The organism is Bacillus sp. ISL-39 (assembly GCF_018613295.1).
GTDB lineage: Bacteria > Bacillota > Bacilli > Bacillales > Cytobacillaceae > Mesobacillus.
Map to the genome: position 1 here is coordinate 322,087 of NZ_JAGGQM010000001.1, position 16,419 is coordinate 338,505.

The window sequence follows — 16,419 nt, forward strand, 5'->3', positions numbered from 1 at the left end:
TTACATCGACGGGAGTGGCTCATATGTATATTGACGGCGTTTTTTCCGGCGGAGGAATTAAAGGATTAGCATTGGTAGGTGCCTGTGCGGCAATTGAGGAGCGGGGGTTCCGTTTTAAGCGGGTCGCAGGGACCAGTGCGGGTTCATTGATTGCTGGCTTGCTTGCAGCTGGATATACCAGCGCTGAAATGGCCGGTATCTTGGATGATCTAGACCTGAAAAAATTTCTCGACTCTAGGAAAACGATCATCCCATCAGCCTTGACGAAATGGCTTTTTGTATACTGGCGGCTGGGACTCTATAAAGGGGACGAATTGGAGCGCTGGATAGGTGAAAAGCTTGCTGCCAGGGGTCTGCGCACTTTTGGTGACCTCGCCCCGGATTCATTAAGGATCATTGCGTCAGACCTCACCAACGGAAGACTGTTAATCCTGCCAGATGATCTTCCGATGTATGGTGTTGATCCAATGACTTTTCCTGTAGCAAAAGCAATCAGGATGAGCTGCAGTCTCCCATTCTTCTTCGAACCAGTGAAGCTGCGTGACAGGGTCGGATCTAATATTGTAGTGGATGGGGGAGTGTTAAGCAATTTCCCGATGTGGTTATTTGATAAGGATAATGTGAAAAAAGTCCGGCCTGTACTTGGTATCAAGCTCAGCCAGAATTTGATCCAGCAGCCCACCAACAAAATCAAGAACGCACTTCAAATGTTCGAAGCTTTGTTTGAAACGATGAAGGATGCCCATGACTCCCGGTATATCTCGAGGAAACATGAAAAAAATATCATTTTCATTCCTACAGAAGGCAACTTGACTACTGAATTCCAGCTTTCGAATGAAAAGAAACATGAATTGATCGATCTGGGCCAAAAGAGCGCGGAGAAGTTTTTTAAATCCTGGTGTTATTAATGAATAGCTACGAAAAGAGCCTTAATAAAACACAAAAATCGAGCTTAGAACGAAGCCCGATTTTTTTTCCTGCCCTTTTTACCGTCTATGACCGTTAAATGTGACGCATCCTTCTTTTTGTTGCGCGCGGATGCGAGCGACCTTATTTTTGAACGTTTAGAGGAGACATTAGTGTCTTTTGTCTGGAACCGTTTTTTAGACCGCTTTGCTGCTTTTTGAAATGCACGCTGGTGTTGCCGTCCTGAGCTTGAACTTGTCAAGCGGGTCACGAGGAAATAAATCAAGGCACCAACCAGGGCGATTGTTGCAAGCATGATAAGGATACTTAAAGGATCGGTAAATAACTGAAAGGCAAAACCAAAGATTGCAAGAACGATCAGTCCTGAAACAATATACTTAGAAGCACGATTCAATGAAAGCCACCTCCCTACTAGCATCATGAGCAATTTTTCCCGCTTTTAAACTTGCCAACGATTACTTTATACAAATTCTCCGATTTTATACTCTTCTCCTGCTACTTTTTCCTTTTTAAAAGTGCTTTAAACGAGCGATTTGCATTTTCATGATTATTCGGTCCACTTGTTCTGTTAGTTTCATTTTACTAAAAATTAGCACAAACCTCTATATGAAGGTTCCTTCCTGAACAATTTTTCCTGAAGTGCAATTGATTGGTCCGTCCGGGACATACTAACGGTGGAGGTGCAACTAATGGCAGAAAATCATGAAAACCTTGAACAAAATCAAAGGGAAAAACCAATGTCTTTCATCACGATGAGCATAATCACCGGGTTATTTGGAGGGATTTTTTGGAGTTCGCTTGCCTATTTAGCTTATATTTTCAACTTTACAGAAATCCGTCCAAATGTCATCCTTGAGCCATGGGCTTTGGGAGATTGGAAGGAGCAATGGCTGGGTACAGTAATATCCATTATTGCGATTGGTCTTTTTTCAACTGGCGCAGCACTTGTATACTATGCAGCAATGAGAAAGCTAAAATCCATTTGGGCTGGTGCAGCATTTGGCCTGGTGCTGTTCTTCCTTGTTTTTTATGTTCTCAATCCGCTGTTTCCTGGAATTAAACCATTCTGGGACCTGTCAAGGAATACGTTAATTACATCGATTTGCTTTTATGTTCTGTATGGTGTGTTTGTTGGTTATTCAATATCATATGAGGAAAATGAAAATCGCAACAGTGAGAAAAATCAGGAGGAAGTTACCTCTTAAGGCTCTCAAGGTAGTTTTAAGGAAATCAATTATGATAGAATGTTCTTATTGAACATTCTTTTTTTACGGGAGCCTGCCATGAAAAAAATACTTATGCTCAACGGTCCAAATTTGAATCGTTTGGGAAAAAGAGAACCAGGGATATACGGTGCCAGAACTTTGAAGGATCTGGAAGAACGGATGATCCAGCTGGGAGCAAAAAGCCAGGTTGAGGTTATTTGCTTTCAATCGAATCATGAAGGAGAACTGATTGACAAACTCCATGAGGCAGAAGACACTGATATAGATGGCATTATTTTTAACCCCGGGGCTTTCACGCATTATAGTTATGGTATCAGGGATGCGATTGCAGGAATTGATTGTCCCGTTATCGAAGTACATATTTCAAATGTTTATCAAAGAGAGGAATTCAGGCACAAGTCGGTGATTGCTCCAGTATCTGCTGGGCAGATTGCCGGTCTAGGCTTTCTTGGCTATGAATTGGCGCTTGAAGCATTCAAAAGAGGTGCAAAAGGGGAGGAATAGGTTTATGGAGAAAATTCAAAAATTACGTGAGAGCTTTCAAAGACTCGGAATCGATGGAATGCTGGTCACCAGTGATTACAACCGCAGATATATGACTGGGTTCACTGGTTCTGCAGGCATGGTGCTGATCAGTGCCGAAAAAGCATTATTCATTACGGACTTCAGGTACACTGAGCAGGCTGCGAAACAATGTGAAGGCTATGAAGTTGTCCTGCATAAAGGGCTGATTCAGGACGAGGTTGCAGAGCAGGCTAAAAATTTGGGGATCAAAAAGCTTGGATTTGAAGAAAATCATGTTACATATTCTGCTTATAAAACCTTTGATAAAGGCGTGGAAGCAGAATTAGTGCCTGTATCAGGCGAAATTGAAAAGTTACGCTTGATTAAGACTGATTCAGAGATTAAGATATTAAAGGAAGCAGCAGCCATCGCAGATGCTGCGTTTACACATATACTTGAGTTTATCCGTCCGGGCAGGACAGAGCTGGAAGTATCCAATGAACTGGAATTCTTTATGAGAAAACAGGGAGCAACATCCTCTTCATTCGATATTATTGTAGCTTCAGGCTATCGTTCAGCACTTCCGCACGGAGTAGCAAGTGACAAGGTGATCGAAACAGGAGATTTCGTAACCCTTGATTATGGTGCCTATTATAATGGGTATGTATCGGATATTACCCGCACATTAGCCGTAGGCAGCCCTTCAGACAAGCTTAGGGAAATCTATGATATCGTCTTAGAAGCCCAGCTTCGCGGAATGGCAGGCATTAAGCCGGGCATGACAGGCAGGGAAGCTGATGCTCTTACCCGGAACTTTATTACTGAAAAAGGGTACGGAGAGTATTTTGGCCACTCTACAGGCCATGGAATCGGACTCGAAGTACACGAAGGACCAGGTCTGTCTTTCCGTTCCGATACCGTTCTTGAAACTGGTATGGTTGTGACTGTTGAGCCAGGGATCTACATAGCTGGACTTGGCGGTGTAAGAATAGAGGACGATACTGTTATAACAAATGACCATAATGAGTCACTGACACATTCTACTAAGGAACTCATCATATTATAGGACACATTAGGAGGACAAATAATGATTTCAGTTAATGATTTCCGTACAGGTTTGACAATTGAAGTGGACAATGGCATCTGGCGTGTACTTGATTTCCAACACGTTAAGCCAGGAAAAGGAGCTGCGTTTGTTCGCTCAAAGCTTCGCAACCTTCGTACTGGAGCGATTCAGGAAAAAACGTTCCGCGCCGGTGAGAAAGTAGCAAAAGCCCAAATCGAGAACCGAAAAATGCAATACCTATATGCAAGCGGCGACCAACACGTATTCATGGACAATGAGTCTTACGAGCAAATAGAATTGCCAGGCACTTCTATTGAATATGAGTTGAAATTCCTTAAGGAAAACATGGAAGTATACATCATGCAATTCGGCCATGAAACTCTTGGTGTCGAGCTTCCAAACACTGTTGAATTGGAAGTAACAGAAACAGAACCTGGCATTAAAGGTGACACTTCTTCTGGCGGTACTAAGTCTGCGACATTGGAAACTGGTCTTACAGTTCAGGTTCCTTTCTTCATAAACCAGGGTGACAGACTTGTTATCAACACAACAGATGCATCTTATGTATCACGTGCTTAATAAAAAAAACCTGCTGAAAAGCAGGTTTTTTTTATGTTTTCGTAAAGATTGTTGTTAAAATCCTAAAGCCGATTTTAACGTGATAAAAGTCATTTTGTAACTCGGTGCTTAGTTTGCAAGCTCTTTTCTAATAATAAGCATTAATTTTGTGAAGAAACTTAGGTAATTCAATCCTATTTTGTAATAAATAGCAACAAAGTTTGAGAAAAGAGCCATGCAAAAAGCATCACGTTTCTCACGAGATGCTTAAATTATGCAACACTTGTTGGAAAAGACAATGTGCCTGCGCTTTTCTTATTGCTCTATCTCATATTTCCACTCATTCATTCCGCCGGTCATATTGTAAATATTCTTGAATCCATTTTCCACGAGGATTCCGCTTGCCTGAGTGGAGCGGTTGCCGCTGCGGCAGACCACCAAATATTTTTGGTCTTGATCAAGCTCGGAAAGCATGCTCTCTATGACCTGCAGGGGAACTAACTTGGCTCCGGGAATATGTCCTGCTGCGAACTCATCAGGAGTACGTACATCCAAAACCTGAACTTCTCCACTATCTATCAATTCTTTTGCTTTATCGACTGAAACATCAGTATAAGAACCGCCTCCAGAACAGCCGGTAATCAACAATATAAACATAAATGCCGAAAATATTTTCTTCATGATGATCTCTCCTTAAAATACGTATATAGGTATTTTAACTTAAAAGTATTCAAGTGGATATAGACAAATTGTGTCAGGAGAAGCTTACATAATCGGTACACTACCACTCTTTTTCTTTATATCAGAAAAAAGCCAGGCTATCAGCCTGCCTTTTGAAAATTTAGGAGCTTATATATGTTCCTGTGACAGTCGCCTTGATTTCCAGTTTCCCCGGTTCTATCGGAGTCCCGCTCCCGCTGCTTGTATCTAAAGACGCAACCAGGAATGGGCCGGGCGAACCTTTCTGGGTTTCTTCGGTAATCGTTAGGGGCGAAATGGAGGTTTGGAGGCCTAAAGTCCGGGCTACTGTTTGAGCTTTGTTGTATGAATCGACCACTGCCATTGAAAGTGCCCTATTGTACAACTCCTGAGGCTCTGCAACTGAAAATTGTATGTTCATGATTTCGTTTGCACCATTTTCAACAGCGGTGTCGATGATCAATCCTGCCTGGGCAATATTCCTGATCGTGATATTGTACAGGTGTGTAACACGATATCCCTGGAATAACTGCTTGCCGTCTTCATAGGTATAAATTGGATCAATCCGGAAATCTGCCGTTTTAATATCGTCCTTTGCAATCCCAAGGTTACGTAAGGCTGCTAACATGGCATTAGATTTTTCCGCATTTTCAGCCTGTGCCCTCTGCAGGTTCTGATTTTCGGTGCGCACGCCAACCGTTGCTGTCGCCTGGTTTGGCGCAGCGAACACAGAACCTTCTCCACTAACGGTAATTTTCTTTCCATTCCCGATACCATTGTCACGGTAGCCTGTATACAATCCATTAACCATCCATTATCCCTCCACACTGCTTTTTCTATTACCTATAATTATGTTGGTCTTGAAGAACAAATAACGGTCATAGGAAAAAGCAAAGAATGGACTAAAGGATAAAGGATAAAAGATTTTACTCGCCAGCTCCTGGTGCTTTGTCAGTGTTATTCTTATTGTTGTACTTTGTATCATTAGTCGGCGATTCCTTAGGACTTCTTCCTCCTCCTAGATAAGAAGCCCGGTCGGCTCTCTGTACTTTCTGGAACTTCTGGTGATCCTCATTCATCTTTATCAACTCCTTTCAATACTATTCTTTTCGATTAAAAGCGATATTATTTCCTCTCGGTCGATACAGTTCCTAACATTCGAAATCCTAGAATCATCCTTAAGCAAACACAAAATTAAAATCCACCTCTCAGCCATTCGCGAATCTGCCGGTCATAAAGTGTCCAAGCAGGCATACATATTAAGTAAGCGTATTGTCAGGAGGATTAATGATGGAGGATATCTTATCTTTTTTGCCGAAACGAATTGCCGAATTGCTGGATGCAGTGCCTCCTAATGATCAAGATGGGATGGAAGAAGTGCGGATACGGATTAACAGGCCGCTTGAAATAACGGTAAGAGGGAAGCCTCAATTCCTGCCGTATATCATTCCGCCTGAGGATGCTGTCCAGCTATTGAACAAGCTTGGGCATTTTTCAATGTATACGTTGGAGGAAGAATTAAAGCGTGGCTATATCACCATTGCCGGAGGCCATCGAGTTGGACTTGCAGGAAAGGTGATCCTGGAAAACGGCTTTGTAAAAGCGATCAGGGACATATCTTCCTTTAATTTCCGGATTGCAAGGGAAAAAATCGGGATTGCCGAACCGTTGCTTCCATATATTTACGAGAATGGCTGGAAACATACGATCATCATTGGTCCGCCACAGACTGGAAAAACCACTTTGCTCAGGGATATAGCAAGGATGATATCCAGCGGGGTTCCTGAAAAAAAACTCCCCCCTCTTAAAGCAGGCATTGTGGATGAGAGGTCAGAAATAGCAGGATGCGTGAAGGGGGTCCCACAGCTTACATTTGGACCTAGAGTAGATATCCTGGATTCTTGCCCGAAGGCCGAGGGGATGATGATGATGATCCGCTCGATGAGCCCGGATGTCCTGGTTGTAGATGAAATAGGCCGAAAAGAAGACGGGGAAGCGATTCTTGAAGCAGTTAACGCAGGCATTAAATTAATCATGACTACACATGGAGATTCGCTGGAAGATATTCAAAAAAGGCCAACTTTGAAACCAATTTTGGAGATGGGGATTTTTGATAGATTTGTGGAGCTTGGAAGAAGTTCTGGCCCTGGAACCATCACCTCAATAAGGGAAGCAAATGGCAAAGAAGTTCGCCAAAAAGTGAGAGTGACATAAATGATCAAAATAATCGGTGCTATATTGATTATTCTGGCCACGACTTGGACAGGTTTCGAAGCCTCAAGACATCTTAGTGAGCGGCCGAGGCAGCTTCGGCTCCTGAAGTCTGCCCTGCAATCATTGGAGGCTGAAATCATGTACGGCCACACACCGCTCCATGATGCCTCAAGAAAGCTCGCTGCCCAGATGTCCAAGCCTTTATCCTGGTTTTTCGAGGCTTTTTCCAAAAAGTTGACAGAGTCTGATACAACCGTAAAAGCCGCGTGGGAAGACAGCCTCAAAGAGGTCTGGAAGATGACCGCCTTCAAACAGGGAGAGTTCGAGATCATGAAACAATTTGGTGAGACGCTCGGCAGGCATGACCGTCATTCCCAGCAAAAACAGATCCTGCTGACAATCTCCCATCTGGAAAGAGAAGAAGCAGATGCCTGCGAAAAACAAATGAAATACGAAAAAATGATGAAAAGTATCGGCTTTTTATCAGGCTTATTATTAATCATCTTACTGATGTAGCGTTTAGGAGGAGGACAAGATGGGTCTTGAAGTGGATATTATTTTTAAAATCGCAGGGGTAGGCATCGTCGTTGCATTTCTACACACCATTCTCGATCAGGTGGGAAAGAAGGAATATGCACAGTGGGTAACCTTATTTGGGTTCATATACATCCTTTTCATGGTGGCCTCCATTGTCGACGACCTCTTTCAAAAAATTAAATCAGTATTCCTATTTCAAGGGTAGGGGAGGGCTTTGCCATTGAGATCCTTCAAATAACAGGGGTAGCACTGATCGCCACTTTCCTGGCCCTTATTGTCAAGGAACAAAAGCCGAACTTTGCTTTCTTGCTGATCGTGTTCACAGGTTCAGCCATCTTCTTATTTTTGGTTGACCAAATTTATCAGATCATTTCAATGATCCAGAAGCTGGCAGCTAATGCCAAGGTAAATCTCGTCTATGTAGAAACGATACTGAAAATCATCGGAATCGCCTATATTGCTGAATTCGCAGCCCAAATCACAAAAGATGCAGGTCAGGGGGCTATTGCTTCAAAAATTGAATTAGGCGGGAAAATTCTTATTCTCGCCATGGCCATTCCGATTCTCACTGTCATGATCGAAACAATCATTCGCTTGATTCCGGGCTGATCGCGGCCCTTTACTTAAAGCAAGAGTCAAACTAAATATTTGAGAATTGTCCAGCTCCAGCGCCTGGCCCCTCGGGTCATAAGCCGGCGTGTAAGTACATTCTGTGAAGCTATTTGCTCCCACGGCTTACGCCGCGTCGCAAGGCTGCAGGGAAGGATACGGGGCAGCTGCCTGGCTGGGAACTGCCTCCTCGCCGCACGTCTTATGCCTGCCGGGGCTGATCGAGGCGCCTACGCTTTTCTTGGAAGAGGTGACTATAGTTGAAGCAGCGTTTGCAGTTCATACTTGGCATTTTATTAATCCAGTTATTTTTTTTCATACCGGTTGTACAAGCTGTTGGTGACGAAGAGAAAACTAACACAATGATCAATCCGGATCAAATCGCCGCAGCCCAGCTTGAGGACTTGAATATCGATGAACTCAAAGGTTTCTGGGAGGATATTATCAATAAATATGATGGCTATTTACCCGAAAGCCAGAAAGGCAGTTTATATGATTTCATCAGCGGGGAAAAAAAGTTTTCATTGAAGGAATGGTTTAAAGGGATTCTGAATTTTGCTTTCCACGAGTTTATCGTCAATGGGAAATTACTGGGTTCCTTGATTTTGCTAACCGTTTTTAGCATGTTTCTTCAGGCCCTGCAAAATTCTTTTGAAAAAAGCACCATCAGCAAGGTAGCCTATTCCATTGTGTTCATGGTTCTCGTTATTATTGCGCTCAATAGCTTTCATGTAGTCGTTGATTACACAAATGATGCAATTGGAACAATGATTCAATTCATTCTTGCCTTGATTCCGCTGCTCCTTGCACTGATGGCAACATCCGGCGGCCTGATATCGGCAGCTTTTTTCCATCCTGTCATCATCTTCATGATGAACACTAGCGGAATGTTCATTCAATATGTCGTGCTTCCGCTCTTATTCCTTTCCACACTTCTGAGTATTGTCAGCATATTGTCAGAGCATTACAAGGTCACGCAGCTGGCCAGCATGCTCCGTAACTGGAGCGTCGGACTGCTTGGGATTTTGCTGACCGTATTCCTTGGTGTCATTTCGGTTCAGGGGGCATCCTCAGCTGTGACGGATGGAGTTACCGTCAAGACGGCTAAATTCATCACTGGCAACTTTGTCCCGGTAATCGGCCGGGTATTCACCGATGCGACGGACACGGTCATCAGCGCCTCCATGCTGCTTAAGAACACAGTCGGTATTGCAGGGGTCGCTATTCTGCTGATCATCGCAGCTTTTCCGGCAGTAAAAATCCTGATGGTTGCATTTATCTATAAATTTGCCGCAGCGATTCTCCAGCCGCTTGGTGGGGGACCGGTCATAAATTGTCTCGATATCATCAGCAAAAGTATTATCTATGTTTTTGCTGCGCTTGGGATTGTTTCCTTGATGTTTTTCCTGACAATCACGGTCATTATTGCCGCTGGAAATCTAACGATGATGGTGAGGTGAGGGGGGAAGAAATGGATTTTCTAAAAGAATGGATAACCAATATTATTATCTTCATACTCCTGGCTACTGTCATTGATATGCTCCTGCCTAATTCGAGCTTCCAGAAATATACGAAGATCGTCACAGGTTTAATTTTGATCGCCATCATCTTGTCTCCCGTCATGAAACTATTTACTTCGGATTTTGAAACAGCGATCGCATCAATGGGCCAATTCAATAGTTTTGAGGACGAAAAGATAAAAAATTCAATAGAATTTCAGAAAAAAGAAATACAAGCATCCCAGCATGCATATATTTTAGAAACAATGGCTGTCCAACTGAAAACAGCCGCAGAGGAGGAGTTGATGGAGCAGCAAGGAATGGAGATCGCTAATATCGAGCTTGGAGTAAATGATCAGGATCAGCGGCCTTTCCCTGAAAACCTGGAGTATGTCATCGTGCATCTGAAAAAAGCCGAAGATGAGGGAGAGACTGTGGCAGTAGTAAGAGAAGTAGAAATTGATACGAACGCACCCCTTCCATCAAAACAAACCTCTCAGAATACAGATCAAATATCTTCTCTTCTGTCAGAGAAATGGAATGTTCCTGAAAAGTCAATTCAAATCATGATAGAAGGGGGGAGTGACGAGCATGGACAATGATAAGGGTCCACTTAGCTGGATTAAGAAACAAATAAGCAGCAAAGACGGGCCGCCAGAGAGGAAATCTGGCAAATACCAATACTTAATGATTGTCGTCCTGTTCGGGGCAGCGATCATGCTCATAGGCAATATCCTAGGAGACCAAAATCCTGATATGGCGGTTACAGCCACTAAGGAGGCAGAGACTCAAGAGGATGCTGCCGTGTTCGGGCAAAAGAAAACAGCAGGGAATGACGTCATTTCCGAATATGAAGAGGCTTATGAAGAACAATTGACCGAGATGCTGGAAGGCATCAATGGCGTCGGCGATGTCACCGTTTTTGTAAACGTGGATGCTACTGATAAGAAGGTTCTTGAGAAGAACACGGTCATCCAGTCACAAACAACGGATGAAACCGATCGTGAAGGCGGCAAACGCAAGGTCCAGGATGCTTCACAGGATGAGCAGCTGGTCATCATCCGTAACGGTGAAAAAGAGGTTCCTATCGTTCTTGAGACAAAGAAGCCAGAAATCAGGGGTGTCCTCGTGGTAGCAAAGGGAGCCGAAAATATACAAGTGAAAAAATGGATTATCGAGGCCGTCACCAGGGCTTTGGATGTACCAAACCATCGGGTGGCAGTCATGCCTAAAAAATCTAAGGGGGAATAATAGATGTTATTGAAAAAGCAAACAGTGTGGTTGTTAACGATGTTAAGTCTTGTAGTGGTACTATCGGTTTACTATATCACTTCACCTGAACAGCAAAAGGCTGATCTGGCGGGTGTCGAAGAGCAGAAGGCTGATGGAAAAGAGACGGCAGCAACTGAATCCACAGATGGCAAGACAGTTATCTCCGGCATTGCAAGCGATGAAAAGTTCGAGGCACTTCGCATGAAGCTGGAAGAACAGCGCACTAAAATGAAGGAAGACCTTCAGGCGATTGTAGCATCTACAGACCTGCCTGCTCAAGACCGCAGCGATGCAATTGAAAAGATGAACGAGCTTGATGAAGTAACTCAAAAGGAATTCACTCTTGAAACATTGATCAAGTCAATGGGCTATGAAGACGCCCTTGTCCGTGCGGACGGAGAGAACGTCAGAATCACAGTAAAAGCTAAGGAACATTCAGCATCAGCCGCAAACGAAATCATCCAGATGGTCCGTACAGAACTTGGCTCACTGCAGCATGTAGCAGTACAATTTGAGCCTGTAAAATAAGAGGGAAGTACAAAAGGGAAGGCGGTGGCCTTCCCTTTATTTTTGCTGAAGTGTGATTAAGTTATTTAAAGATTGATGCGCTTCCTCAACAGATTTAAACAATTGCTCATGATGTTCACTCTGCGAAATTGCCGCTGATGATATTTCCTCCAATGCAGCGCTCGCCTGCTGGATGACGGAGCTGAAGCCGGTAATGGAACTTTCGATTGCCATTGACGATTCCAGGATCGTCCTTGTTAATGCATCCTGCTCTGATATGTCACTCTTTAAAACTTTGAAAGTATGGTGGATCGTTTCGAATGCTTCCATTGTTTCTGATGCTAATTCGAGGTTTTCTGTAAGTTTTTCAGCTGTCAGGTTGACTCCTTCTTTTGTTTTGGAAGTGTCACTCATAACGCTGGTTAAGTTTTCGGCAATCTGTGTCGCTGTATGACTGGTGATGTCAGCAAGCTTTCTTACTTCTTCCGCAACGACGGCGAACCCCTTGCCGCTGTCTCCGGCACGTGCTGCCTCGATGGATGCGTTCAATGCCAGCAAATTGGTCTGGGAAGCAATTCCCTGGATATCTGATGCAAACCTGGCTGTTTCTTTGATCAGCGCGGAAAGAGATAAGATATGTGAATTGACATTCTGCATATTTTCATAGGAAGCTGTCAATTCTGATATTAGACTGGACATCAGCTCATCGCCTTTATCTGAGACGTTTTCGGCGGCCATTGCGTCCTGGTGCAGCTTTTCGACAAGGGACGATGTCCTGGTGATGACCTGATTTGTCTTTTCAAGAGATTGAGTAATGTCCACGACTGAATCTGACTGAATATTGATCCCTGCAGCTATCTCTGCCACAGACTGGGTCATTTCCTTCGAAGATTGATAATTTTCCTTACTCTTGAATTTCACCTCATCAATCAGCTTTGCAATGTTCCTTGTATTACTTTCAATGACTTTCCTTGTCTCTAAATCCTTGATTAAGAGATCATCTGTTTCCTGCTTTGCTGACTCAATTGTCTGAGCCAGTTTTTTGGCAATAGAAAACTGGAAACCAAGCATGACTGTGACCAGCATGTACAATAGATAGATCGTTACATAGTTTTTAGTTTCCAGTGGCAGTACATCATGATGCAGCCATGTGAACAGTGAAATAAGCATGAATCCAAGGACGGATGCCATGTATAGCAGTTTCCTGTCCATGTAGATTGCTGCAGCAGCAAGGATAAAATAAAGAAGGGTATAGGCAGTTGGCGAAACGCTAGTTTCCATAATCAAGAGCAGAACGGCAGATACAATGATAACGGAAAGGTAAGGAATGAAAGTTGTTAACCTTTTGGTATAGTGGAGCAATGCGACAGCTGCAACGCCTGCACCCCCGCCGACGATGATTGAAAGGATTACGGCAAGTTCCTTTTGCATGGCAATATCAACTACTGCTGCTAAAATGACAGATACCAGAGTGGCTTTGACGATCAGTGAATTTTTCCTTTCCAAATCCTCTTTTTTAATGTCTTCAATATTTTTCATGTAATGTATTCTCCTCATATTCAAGCTAATGTAATATTCGCTAGAAATTTTAGGATTCCTGTCGTATGAATTCACTTTTTTTTCAGAAAATATTAAAATGGAGAAGGAAGACAAGAAACATTGTTACATGTTGAAGTTTTACATGGTATTATCGTATAGTATTAGTATCTAGTCTTAATAATTGAAATGGACAAGGGGTGCCCAAAGATGTTAAAAGTACAAGAAATCAGAGAGTTAATCAAACTAGTAGATCAATCAAGCATTGACGAATTTTCATATGAATATGAAGGATCAAAAATCAAAATGAAGAAGCATGGAGGAGTTAAATCTGTAGTTGAGCACGTGCAGCCGGCAGCATCGGCTCCAACACAAGCTCCACAGACTGCACCAGTTGTACAGGAAGCTCCAAGAACCGAGCCAAAGGCAGAGGCAGCAGCGATCCAGGAAGTGAAGCAGGAGGAAGTACAGGACACATCCAACTTACATAAAATCGTCTCTCCGATGGTCGGGACCTTCTATCAATCTTCTTCGCCTGAAGCAGATGCATATGTCAAGACAGGCTCGAAGGTAAGCAAGGATTCGATTGTATGTATCGTAGAAGCAATGAAGCTCTTCAACGAAATCGAAGCGGAAGTCAACGGGGAAATCGTTGAAGTACTTGTTAAAGATGGACAGCTTGTAGAATACGGCCAGCCTTTATTCCTGGTTAAGCCCGAATAAGGAGCGATATTGATGATAAAAAAATTACTGATAGCCAACAGAGGAGAAATAGCAGTCCGGGTCATCCGTGCCTGCAGGGAAATGGGTGTTGAATCCGTTGCTGTTTATTCAGAAGCTGACAAGGAATCACTGCATGTTCAGCTTGCTGATGAGGCATATTGCATCGGACCAAAGGCTTCAAAGGACAGCTATTTGAATTTCACCAACATTATCAGCGTGGCCAAGCTGACCGGATGTGACGCCATCCATCCAGGTTACGGCTTCCTCGCCGAAAATGCCGATTTTGCTGAGCTTTGCAGGGAGTGCAATATCACGTTTGTCGGTCCATCTCCTGAAGCCATCCAGAAGATGGGGACGAAGGATGTTGCCAGGGAAACGATGAAGCAGGCCAATGTACCGATTGTACCGGGTTCACAGGGAATCGTTGAAAGCACGGAAGATGCTGTCAGTCTGGCGAATGACATCGGTTACCCTGTCATCATCAAGGCAACGGCTGGCGGAGGCGGTAAAGGAATCCGAGTGGCCAGGACCGAGCAGGAGCTGGTAAAAGGAATCAACATCACGCAGCAGGAAGCGATGACAGCGTTCGGCAACCCGGGCGTTTATATTGAAAAATATATTGAAGATTTCCGCCATGTTGAAATTCAGGTGCTTGCTGACAGTTACGGCCACACCATCCACCTGGGGGAGCGTGATTGCTCGATCCAGAGGCGCCTGCAAAAGCTGCTTGAGGAAACACCTTCTCCAGCGCTTGACGGGGAAATCAGGGCTGAAATGGGCGAAGCTGCGGTAAAGGCTGCGAAGGCAGTTGATTATACCGGTGCCGGCACGGTAGAGTTTATATATGACTACCGCAATCGCAAATTTTATTTCATGGAGATGAATACCCGCATCCAGGTTGAACATCCTGTAACTGAAATGGTTACCGGCGTCGATTTGATCAAGGAACAGATCAAGATTGCGTCCGGCGAAAGGCTTAGCCTTAAGCAAGAAGATGTCCAGTTCAACGGCTGGGCGATCGAATGCCGGATCAATGCAGAAAATCCAGCGAAAAATTTCATGCCATCGGCAGGCAAAATCAAAATGTATCTCCCTCCAGGCGGTTTTGGTGTTAGAATAGATTCAGCGGCATATCCTGGTTATACAATCCCGCCTTACTATGATTCAATGATCGCGAAGGTCATTACTTATGGAAGCAGCCGGGAAGAAGCGATTGACCGTATGAAGAGAGCGCTTGGTGAGTTTGTGGTTGAAGGAATCCACACCACCATCCCGTTCCACCTTAAGCTGCTGAACCATGAAAAATTCGTGGAAGGGCAGTTCAATACGAAATTCCTGGAAATGTATGATGTAATGTCAGAAGAATAATAGGAGGGTCTAGCCATGAGTGAACAGCAACATTTACTTGAAATGAGCCATGATGAGAATGGTCTGGGGAAAGTTGAAATCGCACCTGAAGTAATTGAAGTCATTGCCAGCATCGCTGCATCCGAAGTAGAAGGTGTCACGCAAATGCGCGGCAGCTTTGCAGCTGGAGTAGTCGAAAGACTTGGCAAGAAGAACCACGGCAAAGGTGTCAAAGTCGAGCTTGCAGAAGAAGGAATCAAGGTTGACGTGTATTGTGTCATGAAGTTTGGCGTATCGATTCCTGTGGTTGCGCAAAAAATCCAGGACAATATCCGCCAGGCATTATTGAACATGACCGCGCTTGATGCAACAGAAGTCAATATCCACGTTGTCGGCGTCCAGTTCGAAAACCAAAAAGTAGAACCAGAAATCGAACAAGAAGTTTAACCATCAAACCAAAGGCATAAATATGCATGCCTTTGGTTTTTTTTGTAGTTCAGGAATTGTTCGGACAAAACTTCGTGATGAAGAGGAAAGCTGTCCCAAGTAGATCCAAGTTCGGACAAAATTTCGTGTCGAAGAGGAAAAGTTGTCAGAAGTAGACCCAAGTTCGGACAAAACTTGGTGAGGAAGAGGAAAAGTTGTCCGAAGTAGACCCAAGTTCAGACAAAACTTGGTGAGGAAGAGGAAAAGTTGGCCGAAGTAGGCCCAAGTTCGGACAAAACTTCGTGTGGAAGAGGAAAAGTTGTCCGAAGTAGACCCAAGTTCGGACAAAATCTCGTGTGGAAGAGGAAAAGTTGTCCGAAGTAGACCCAAGTTCGGACAAAACTTCGTGTGGAAGAGGAAAAGTTGTCAGAAGTAGATCCAAGTTCGGACAAAATCGCGTGTCGGGGAGGAAAAGTTGTCCGAAGTAGGCCCAAGTTCGGACAAAATCTCGAGTCGAGGAGGAAAAGCTGTCCGAAGTAGACCCAAGTTCGGACAAAACTTCGTGTGGAAGAGGAAAAGTTGTCTGAAGTAGACCCAAGTTCGGACAAAATCTCGTGTCGATGAGGAAAAGTTGTCCGAAGTAGACCCAAGTTCAGACAAAACTTGGTGAGGAAGAGGAAAAGTTGGCCGAAGTAGGCCCAAGTTCGGACAAAACTTCGTGTGGAAGAGGAAAAGTTGTCCCAAGTAGGCCCAAGTTCGGACAAAACTT

21 protein-coding genes are annotated in these 16,419 nt (G+C 43.9%); 16 read left to right on the forward strand and 5 right to left on the reverse strand.

The window, feature by feature from the left end; translation table 11 throughout:
• The first annotated feature begins 23 nt into the window (after window positions 1-23).
• Entirely contained in the window at window positions 24-908 is an 885-nt protein-coding gene (locus J7E37_RS01560; protein ID WP_214778383.1) for a patatin-like phospholipase family protein, read from the forward strand.
• 44 nt (window positions 909-952) lie between these two features.
• Here J7E37_RS01560 and J7E37_RS01565 read toward each other — a convergent pair whose 3' ends face one another.
• The gene (locus J7E37_RS01565) at window positions 953-1,321 is read right to left on the reverse strand and encodes an SA1362 family protein (RefSeq protein ID WP_251009389.1); all 369 of its coding nucleotides are present in this window, start codon (window positions 1,319-1,321) and stop codon (window positions 953-955) included.
• 295 nt (window positions 1,322-1,616) lie between these two features.
• On the opposite strand from J7E37_RS01565, the gene J7E37_RS01570 reads away from it, so the two are divergent.
• The 4 genes from J7E37_RS01570 (at window position 1,617) to efp (ending at window position 4,302) form a co-directional block, all read left to right on the forward strand.
• Complete coding sequence (locus J7E37_RS01570) at window positions 1,617-2,132, forward strand: YqhR family membrane protein (RefSeq protein WP_214778385.1); 516 nt, start codon at window positions 1,617-1,619, stop codon at window positions 2,130-2,132.
• Between the two features lie 78 nt (window positions 2,133-2,210).
• On the forward strand, window positions 2,211-2,657 hold the full coding sequence (gene aroQ / locus J7E37_RS01575; protein ID WP_214778387.1) for a type II 3-dehydroquinate dehydratase: 447 nt from the start codon (window positions 2,211-2,213) through the stop codon (window positions 2,655-2,657).
• Between the two features lie 4 nt (window positions 2,658-2,661).
• The gene (locus tag J7E37_RS01580; RefSeq protein ID WP_214778389.1) at window positions 2,662-3,723 is read left to right on the forward strand and encodes a M24 family metallopeptidase; all 1,062 of its coding nucleotides are present in this window, start codon (window positions 2,662-2,664) and stop codon (window positions 3,721-3,723) included.
• 21 nt (window positions 3,724-3,744) lie between these two features.
• The gene (efp, locus tag J7E37_RS01585) at window positions 3,745-4,302 is read left to right on the forward strand and encodes an elongation factor P (RefSeq protein ID WP_214778391.1); all 558 of its coding nucleotides are present in this window, start codon (window positions 3,745-3,747) and stop codon (window positions 4,300-4,302) included.
• Between the two features lie 294 nt (window positions 4,303-4,596).
• Here efp and J7E37_RS01590 read toward each other — a convergent pair whose 3' ends face one another.
• The 3 genes from J7E37_RS01590 to J7E37_RS01600 form a co-directional block, all read right to left on the reverse strand.
• Window positions 4,597-4,962, reverse strand: coding sequence for a rhodanese-like domain-containing protein (locus tag J7E37_RS01590; RefSeq protein WP_215022007.1), 366 nt, complete (start codon window positions 4,960-4,962; stop codon window positions 4,597-4,599).
• Window positions 4,963-5,122: 160 nt separating this feature from the next.
• Window positions 5,123-5,791 (reverse strand): SIMPL domain-containing protein, encoded by a 669-nt coding sequence (locus J7E37_RS01595; protein WP_214778395.1) that lies wholly within the window; start codon window positions 5,789-5,791, stop codon window positions 5,123-5,125.
• Between the two features lie 115 nt (window positions 5,792-5,906).
• Window positions 5,907-6,059, reverse strand: coding sequence for a hypothetical protein (locus J7E37_RS01600; RefSeq protein WP_214778397.1), 153 nt, complete (start codon window positions 6,057-6,059; stop codon window positions 5,907-5,909).
• Between the two features lie 211 nt (window positions 6,060-6,270).
• Here J7E37_RS01600 and spoIIIAA point away from each other — a divergent pair, with 211 nt between their 5' ends.
• The 8 genes from spoIIIAA to J7E37_RS01640 all read left to right on the forward strand — a co-directional run bounded on the left by spoIIIAA (window position 6,271) and on the right by J7E37_RS01640 (window position 11,639).
• Window positions 6,271-7,194 (forward strand): stage III sporulation protein AA, encoded by a 924-nt coding sequence (spoIIIAA, locus tag J7E37_RS01605; RefSeq protein ID WP_215022008.1) that lies wholly within the window; start codon window positions 6,271-6,273, stop codon window positions 7,192-7,194.
• Entirely contained in the window at window positions 7,195-7,710 is a 516-nt protein-coding gene (gene spoIIIAB / locus J7E37_RS01610; protein WP_214778401.1) for a stage III sporulation protein SpoIIIAB, read from the forward strand.
• Between the two features lie 19 nt (window positions 7,711-7,729).
• Complete coding sequence (gene spoIIIAC / locus J7E37_RS01615) at window positions 7,730-7,936, forward strand: stage III sporulation protein AC (RefSeq protein ID WP_009794945.1); 207 nt, start codon at window positions 7,730-7,732, stop codon at window positions 7,934-7,936.
• A gap of 14 nt (window positions 7,937-7,950) precedes the next feature.
• Entirely contained in the window at window positions 7,951-8,340 is a 390-nt protein-coding gene (gene spoIIIAD, locus J7E37_RS01620; RefSeq protein ID WP_173401223.1) for a stage III sporulation protein AD, read from the forward strand.
• A gap of 260 nt (window positions 8,341-8,600) precedes the next feature.
• Entirely contained in the window at window positions 8,601-9,800 is a 1,200-nt protein-coding gene (gene spoIIIAE / locus J7E37_RS01625) for a stage III sporulation protein AE (protein WP_214778403.1), read from the forward strand.
• An 11-nt stretch (window positions 9,801-9,811) separates the two neighbouring features.
• On the forward strand, window positions 9,812-10,441 hold the full coding sequence (spoIIIAF, locus tag J7E37_RS01630; protein ID WP_215022010.1) for a stage III sporulation protein AF: 630 nt from the start codon (window positions 9,812-9,814) through the stop codon (window positions 10,439-10,441).
• Entirely contained in the window at window positions 10,431-11,090 is a 660-nt protein-coding gene (gene spoIIIAG / locus J7E37_RS01635) for a stage III sporulation protein AG (protein ID WP_215022012.1), read from the forward strand. Before spoIIIAF ends, spoIIIAG begins: the two co-directional genes overlap by 11 nt.
• Window positions 11,091-11,093: 3 nt before the next feature.
• Window positions 11,094-11,639: a SpoIIIAH-like family protein gene (locus J7E37_RS01640; RefSeq protein WP_214778409.1), complete on the forward strand. Its 546-nt coding sequence runs from the start codon at window positions 11,094-11,096 to the stop codon at window positions 11,637-11,639.
• A 36-nt stretch (window positions 11,640-11,675) separates the two neighbouring features.
• On the opposite strand, the gene J7E37_RS01645 is transcribed toward J7E37_RS01640, so the two are convergent.
• Window positions 11,676-13,175, reverse strand: coding sequence for a methyl-accepting chemotaxis protein (locus tag J7E37_RS01645; RefSeq protein ID WP_483297190.1), 1,500 nt, complete (start codon window positions 13,173-13,175; stop codon window positions 11,676-11,678).
• A 189-nt stretch (window positions 13,176-13,364) separates the two neighbouring features.
• Here J7E37_RS01645 and accB point away from each other — a divergent pair, with 189 nt between their 5' ends.
• From accB to J7E37_RS01660, 3 genes are read left to right on the forward strand one after another with little or no spacing between them, the layout of a single operon-like run.
• A complete protein-coding gene (accB, locus tag J7E37_RS01650; protein WP_214778413.1) occupies window positions 13,365-13,877 on the forward strand; it encodes an acetyl-CoA carboxylase biotin carboxyl carrier protein in 513 nt (170 codons plus the stop codon).
• 12 nt (window positions 13,878-13,889) lie between these two features.
• Window positions 13,890-15,245 carry an acetyl-CoA carboxylase biotin carboxylase subunit gene (accC, locus tag J7E37_RS01655; protein ID WP_214778415.1) on the forward strand — a complete coding sequence of 452 codons (1,356 nt, stop codon included), beginning with the start codon at window positions 13,890-13,892 and terminating at the stop codon, window positions 15,243-15,245.
• 15 nt (window positions 15,246-15,260) lie between these two features.
• Window positions 15,261-15,671, forward strand: a complete 411-nt coding sequence (locus J7E37_RS01660) for an Asp23/Gls24 family envelope stress response protein (protein WP_192470733.1) — start codon at window positions 15,261-15,263, stop codon at window positions 15,669-15,671.
• Window positions 15,672-16,419 lie beyond the last annotated feature (748 nt).

Coding starts and splice junctions, on each gene's coding strand:
- J7E37_RS01595 (WP_214778395.1), bottom strand. CDS start 5,791: ATGGTTAATGGATTGTATACAGGCTACCGTGACAATGGTATCGGGAAT.
- J7E37_RS01560 (WP_214778383.1), top strand. CDS start 24: ATGTATATTGACGGCGTTTTTTCCGGCGGAGGAATTAAAGGATTAGCA.
- aroQ (WP_214778387.1), top strand. CDS start 2,211: ATGAAAAAAATACTTATGCTCAACGGTCCAAATTTGAATCGTTTGGGA.
- accC (WP_214778415.1), top strand. CDS start 13,890: ATGATAAAAAAATTACTGATAGCCAACAGAGGAGAAATAGCAGTCCGG.
- spoIIIAC (WP_009794945.1), top strand. CDS start 7,730: ATGGGTCTTGAAGTGGATATTATTTTTAAAATCGCAGGGGTAGGCATC.
- spoIIIAF (WP_215022010.1), top strand. CDS start 9,812: ATGGATTTTCTAAAAGAATGGATAACCAATATTATTATCTTCATACTC.
- J7E37_RS01570 (WP_214778385.1), top strand. CDS start 1,617: ATGGCAGAAAATCATGAAAACCTTGAACAAAATCAAAGGGAAAAACCA.
- accB (WP_214778413.1), top strand. CDS start 13,365: ATGTTAAAAGTACAAGAAATCAGAGAGTTAATCAAACTAGTAGATCAA.
- spoIIIAG (WP_215022012.1), top strand. CDS start 10,431: ATGGACAATGATAAGGGTCCACTTAGCTGGATTAAGAAACAAATAAGC.
- J7E37_RS01645 (WP_483297190.1), bottom strand. CDS start 13,175: ATGAGGAGAATACATTACATGAAAAATATTGAAGACATTAAAAAAGAG.
- spoIIIAB (WP_214778401.1), top strand. CDS start 7,195: ATGATCAAAATAATCGGTGCTATATTGATTATTCTGGCCACGACTTGG.
- J7E37_RS01640 (WP_214778409.1), top strand. CDS start 11,094: ATGTTATTGAAAAAGCAAACAGTGTGGTTGTTAACGATGTTAAGTCTT.
- J7E37_RS01590 (WP_215022007.1), bottom strand. CDS start 4,962: ATGAAGAAAATATTTTCGGCATTTATGTTTATATTGTTGATTACCGGC.
- J7E37_RS01660 (WP_192470733.1), top strand. CDS start 15,261: ATGAGTGAACAGCAACATTTACTTGAAATGAGCCATGATGAGAATGGT.
- J7E37_RS01580 (WP_214778389.1), top strand. CDS start 2,662: ATGGAGAAAATTCAAAAATTACGTGAGAGCTTTCAAAGACTCGGAATC.
- efp (WP_214778391.1), top strand. CDS start 3,745: ATGATTTCAGTTAATGATTTCCGTACAGGTTTGACAATTGAAGTGGAC.
- spoIIIAA (WP_215022008.1), top strand. CDS start 6,271: ATGGAGGATATCTTATCTTTTTTGCCGAAACGAATTGCCGAATTGCTG.
- J7E37_RS01600 (WP_214778397.1), bottom strand. CDS start 6,059: ATGAATGAGGATCACCAGAAGTTCCAGAAAGTACAGAGAGCCGACCGG.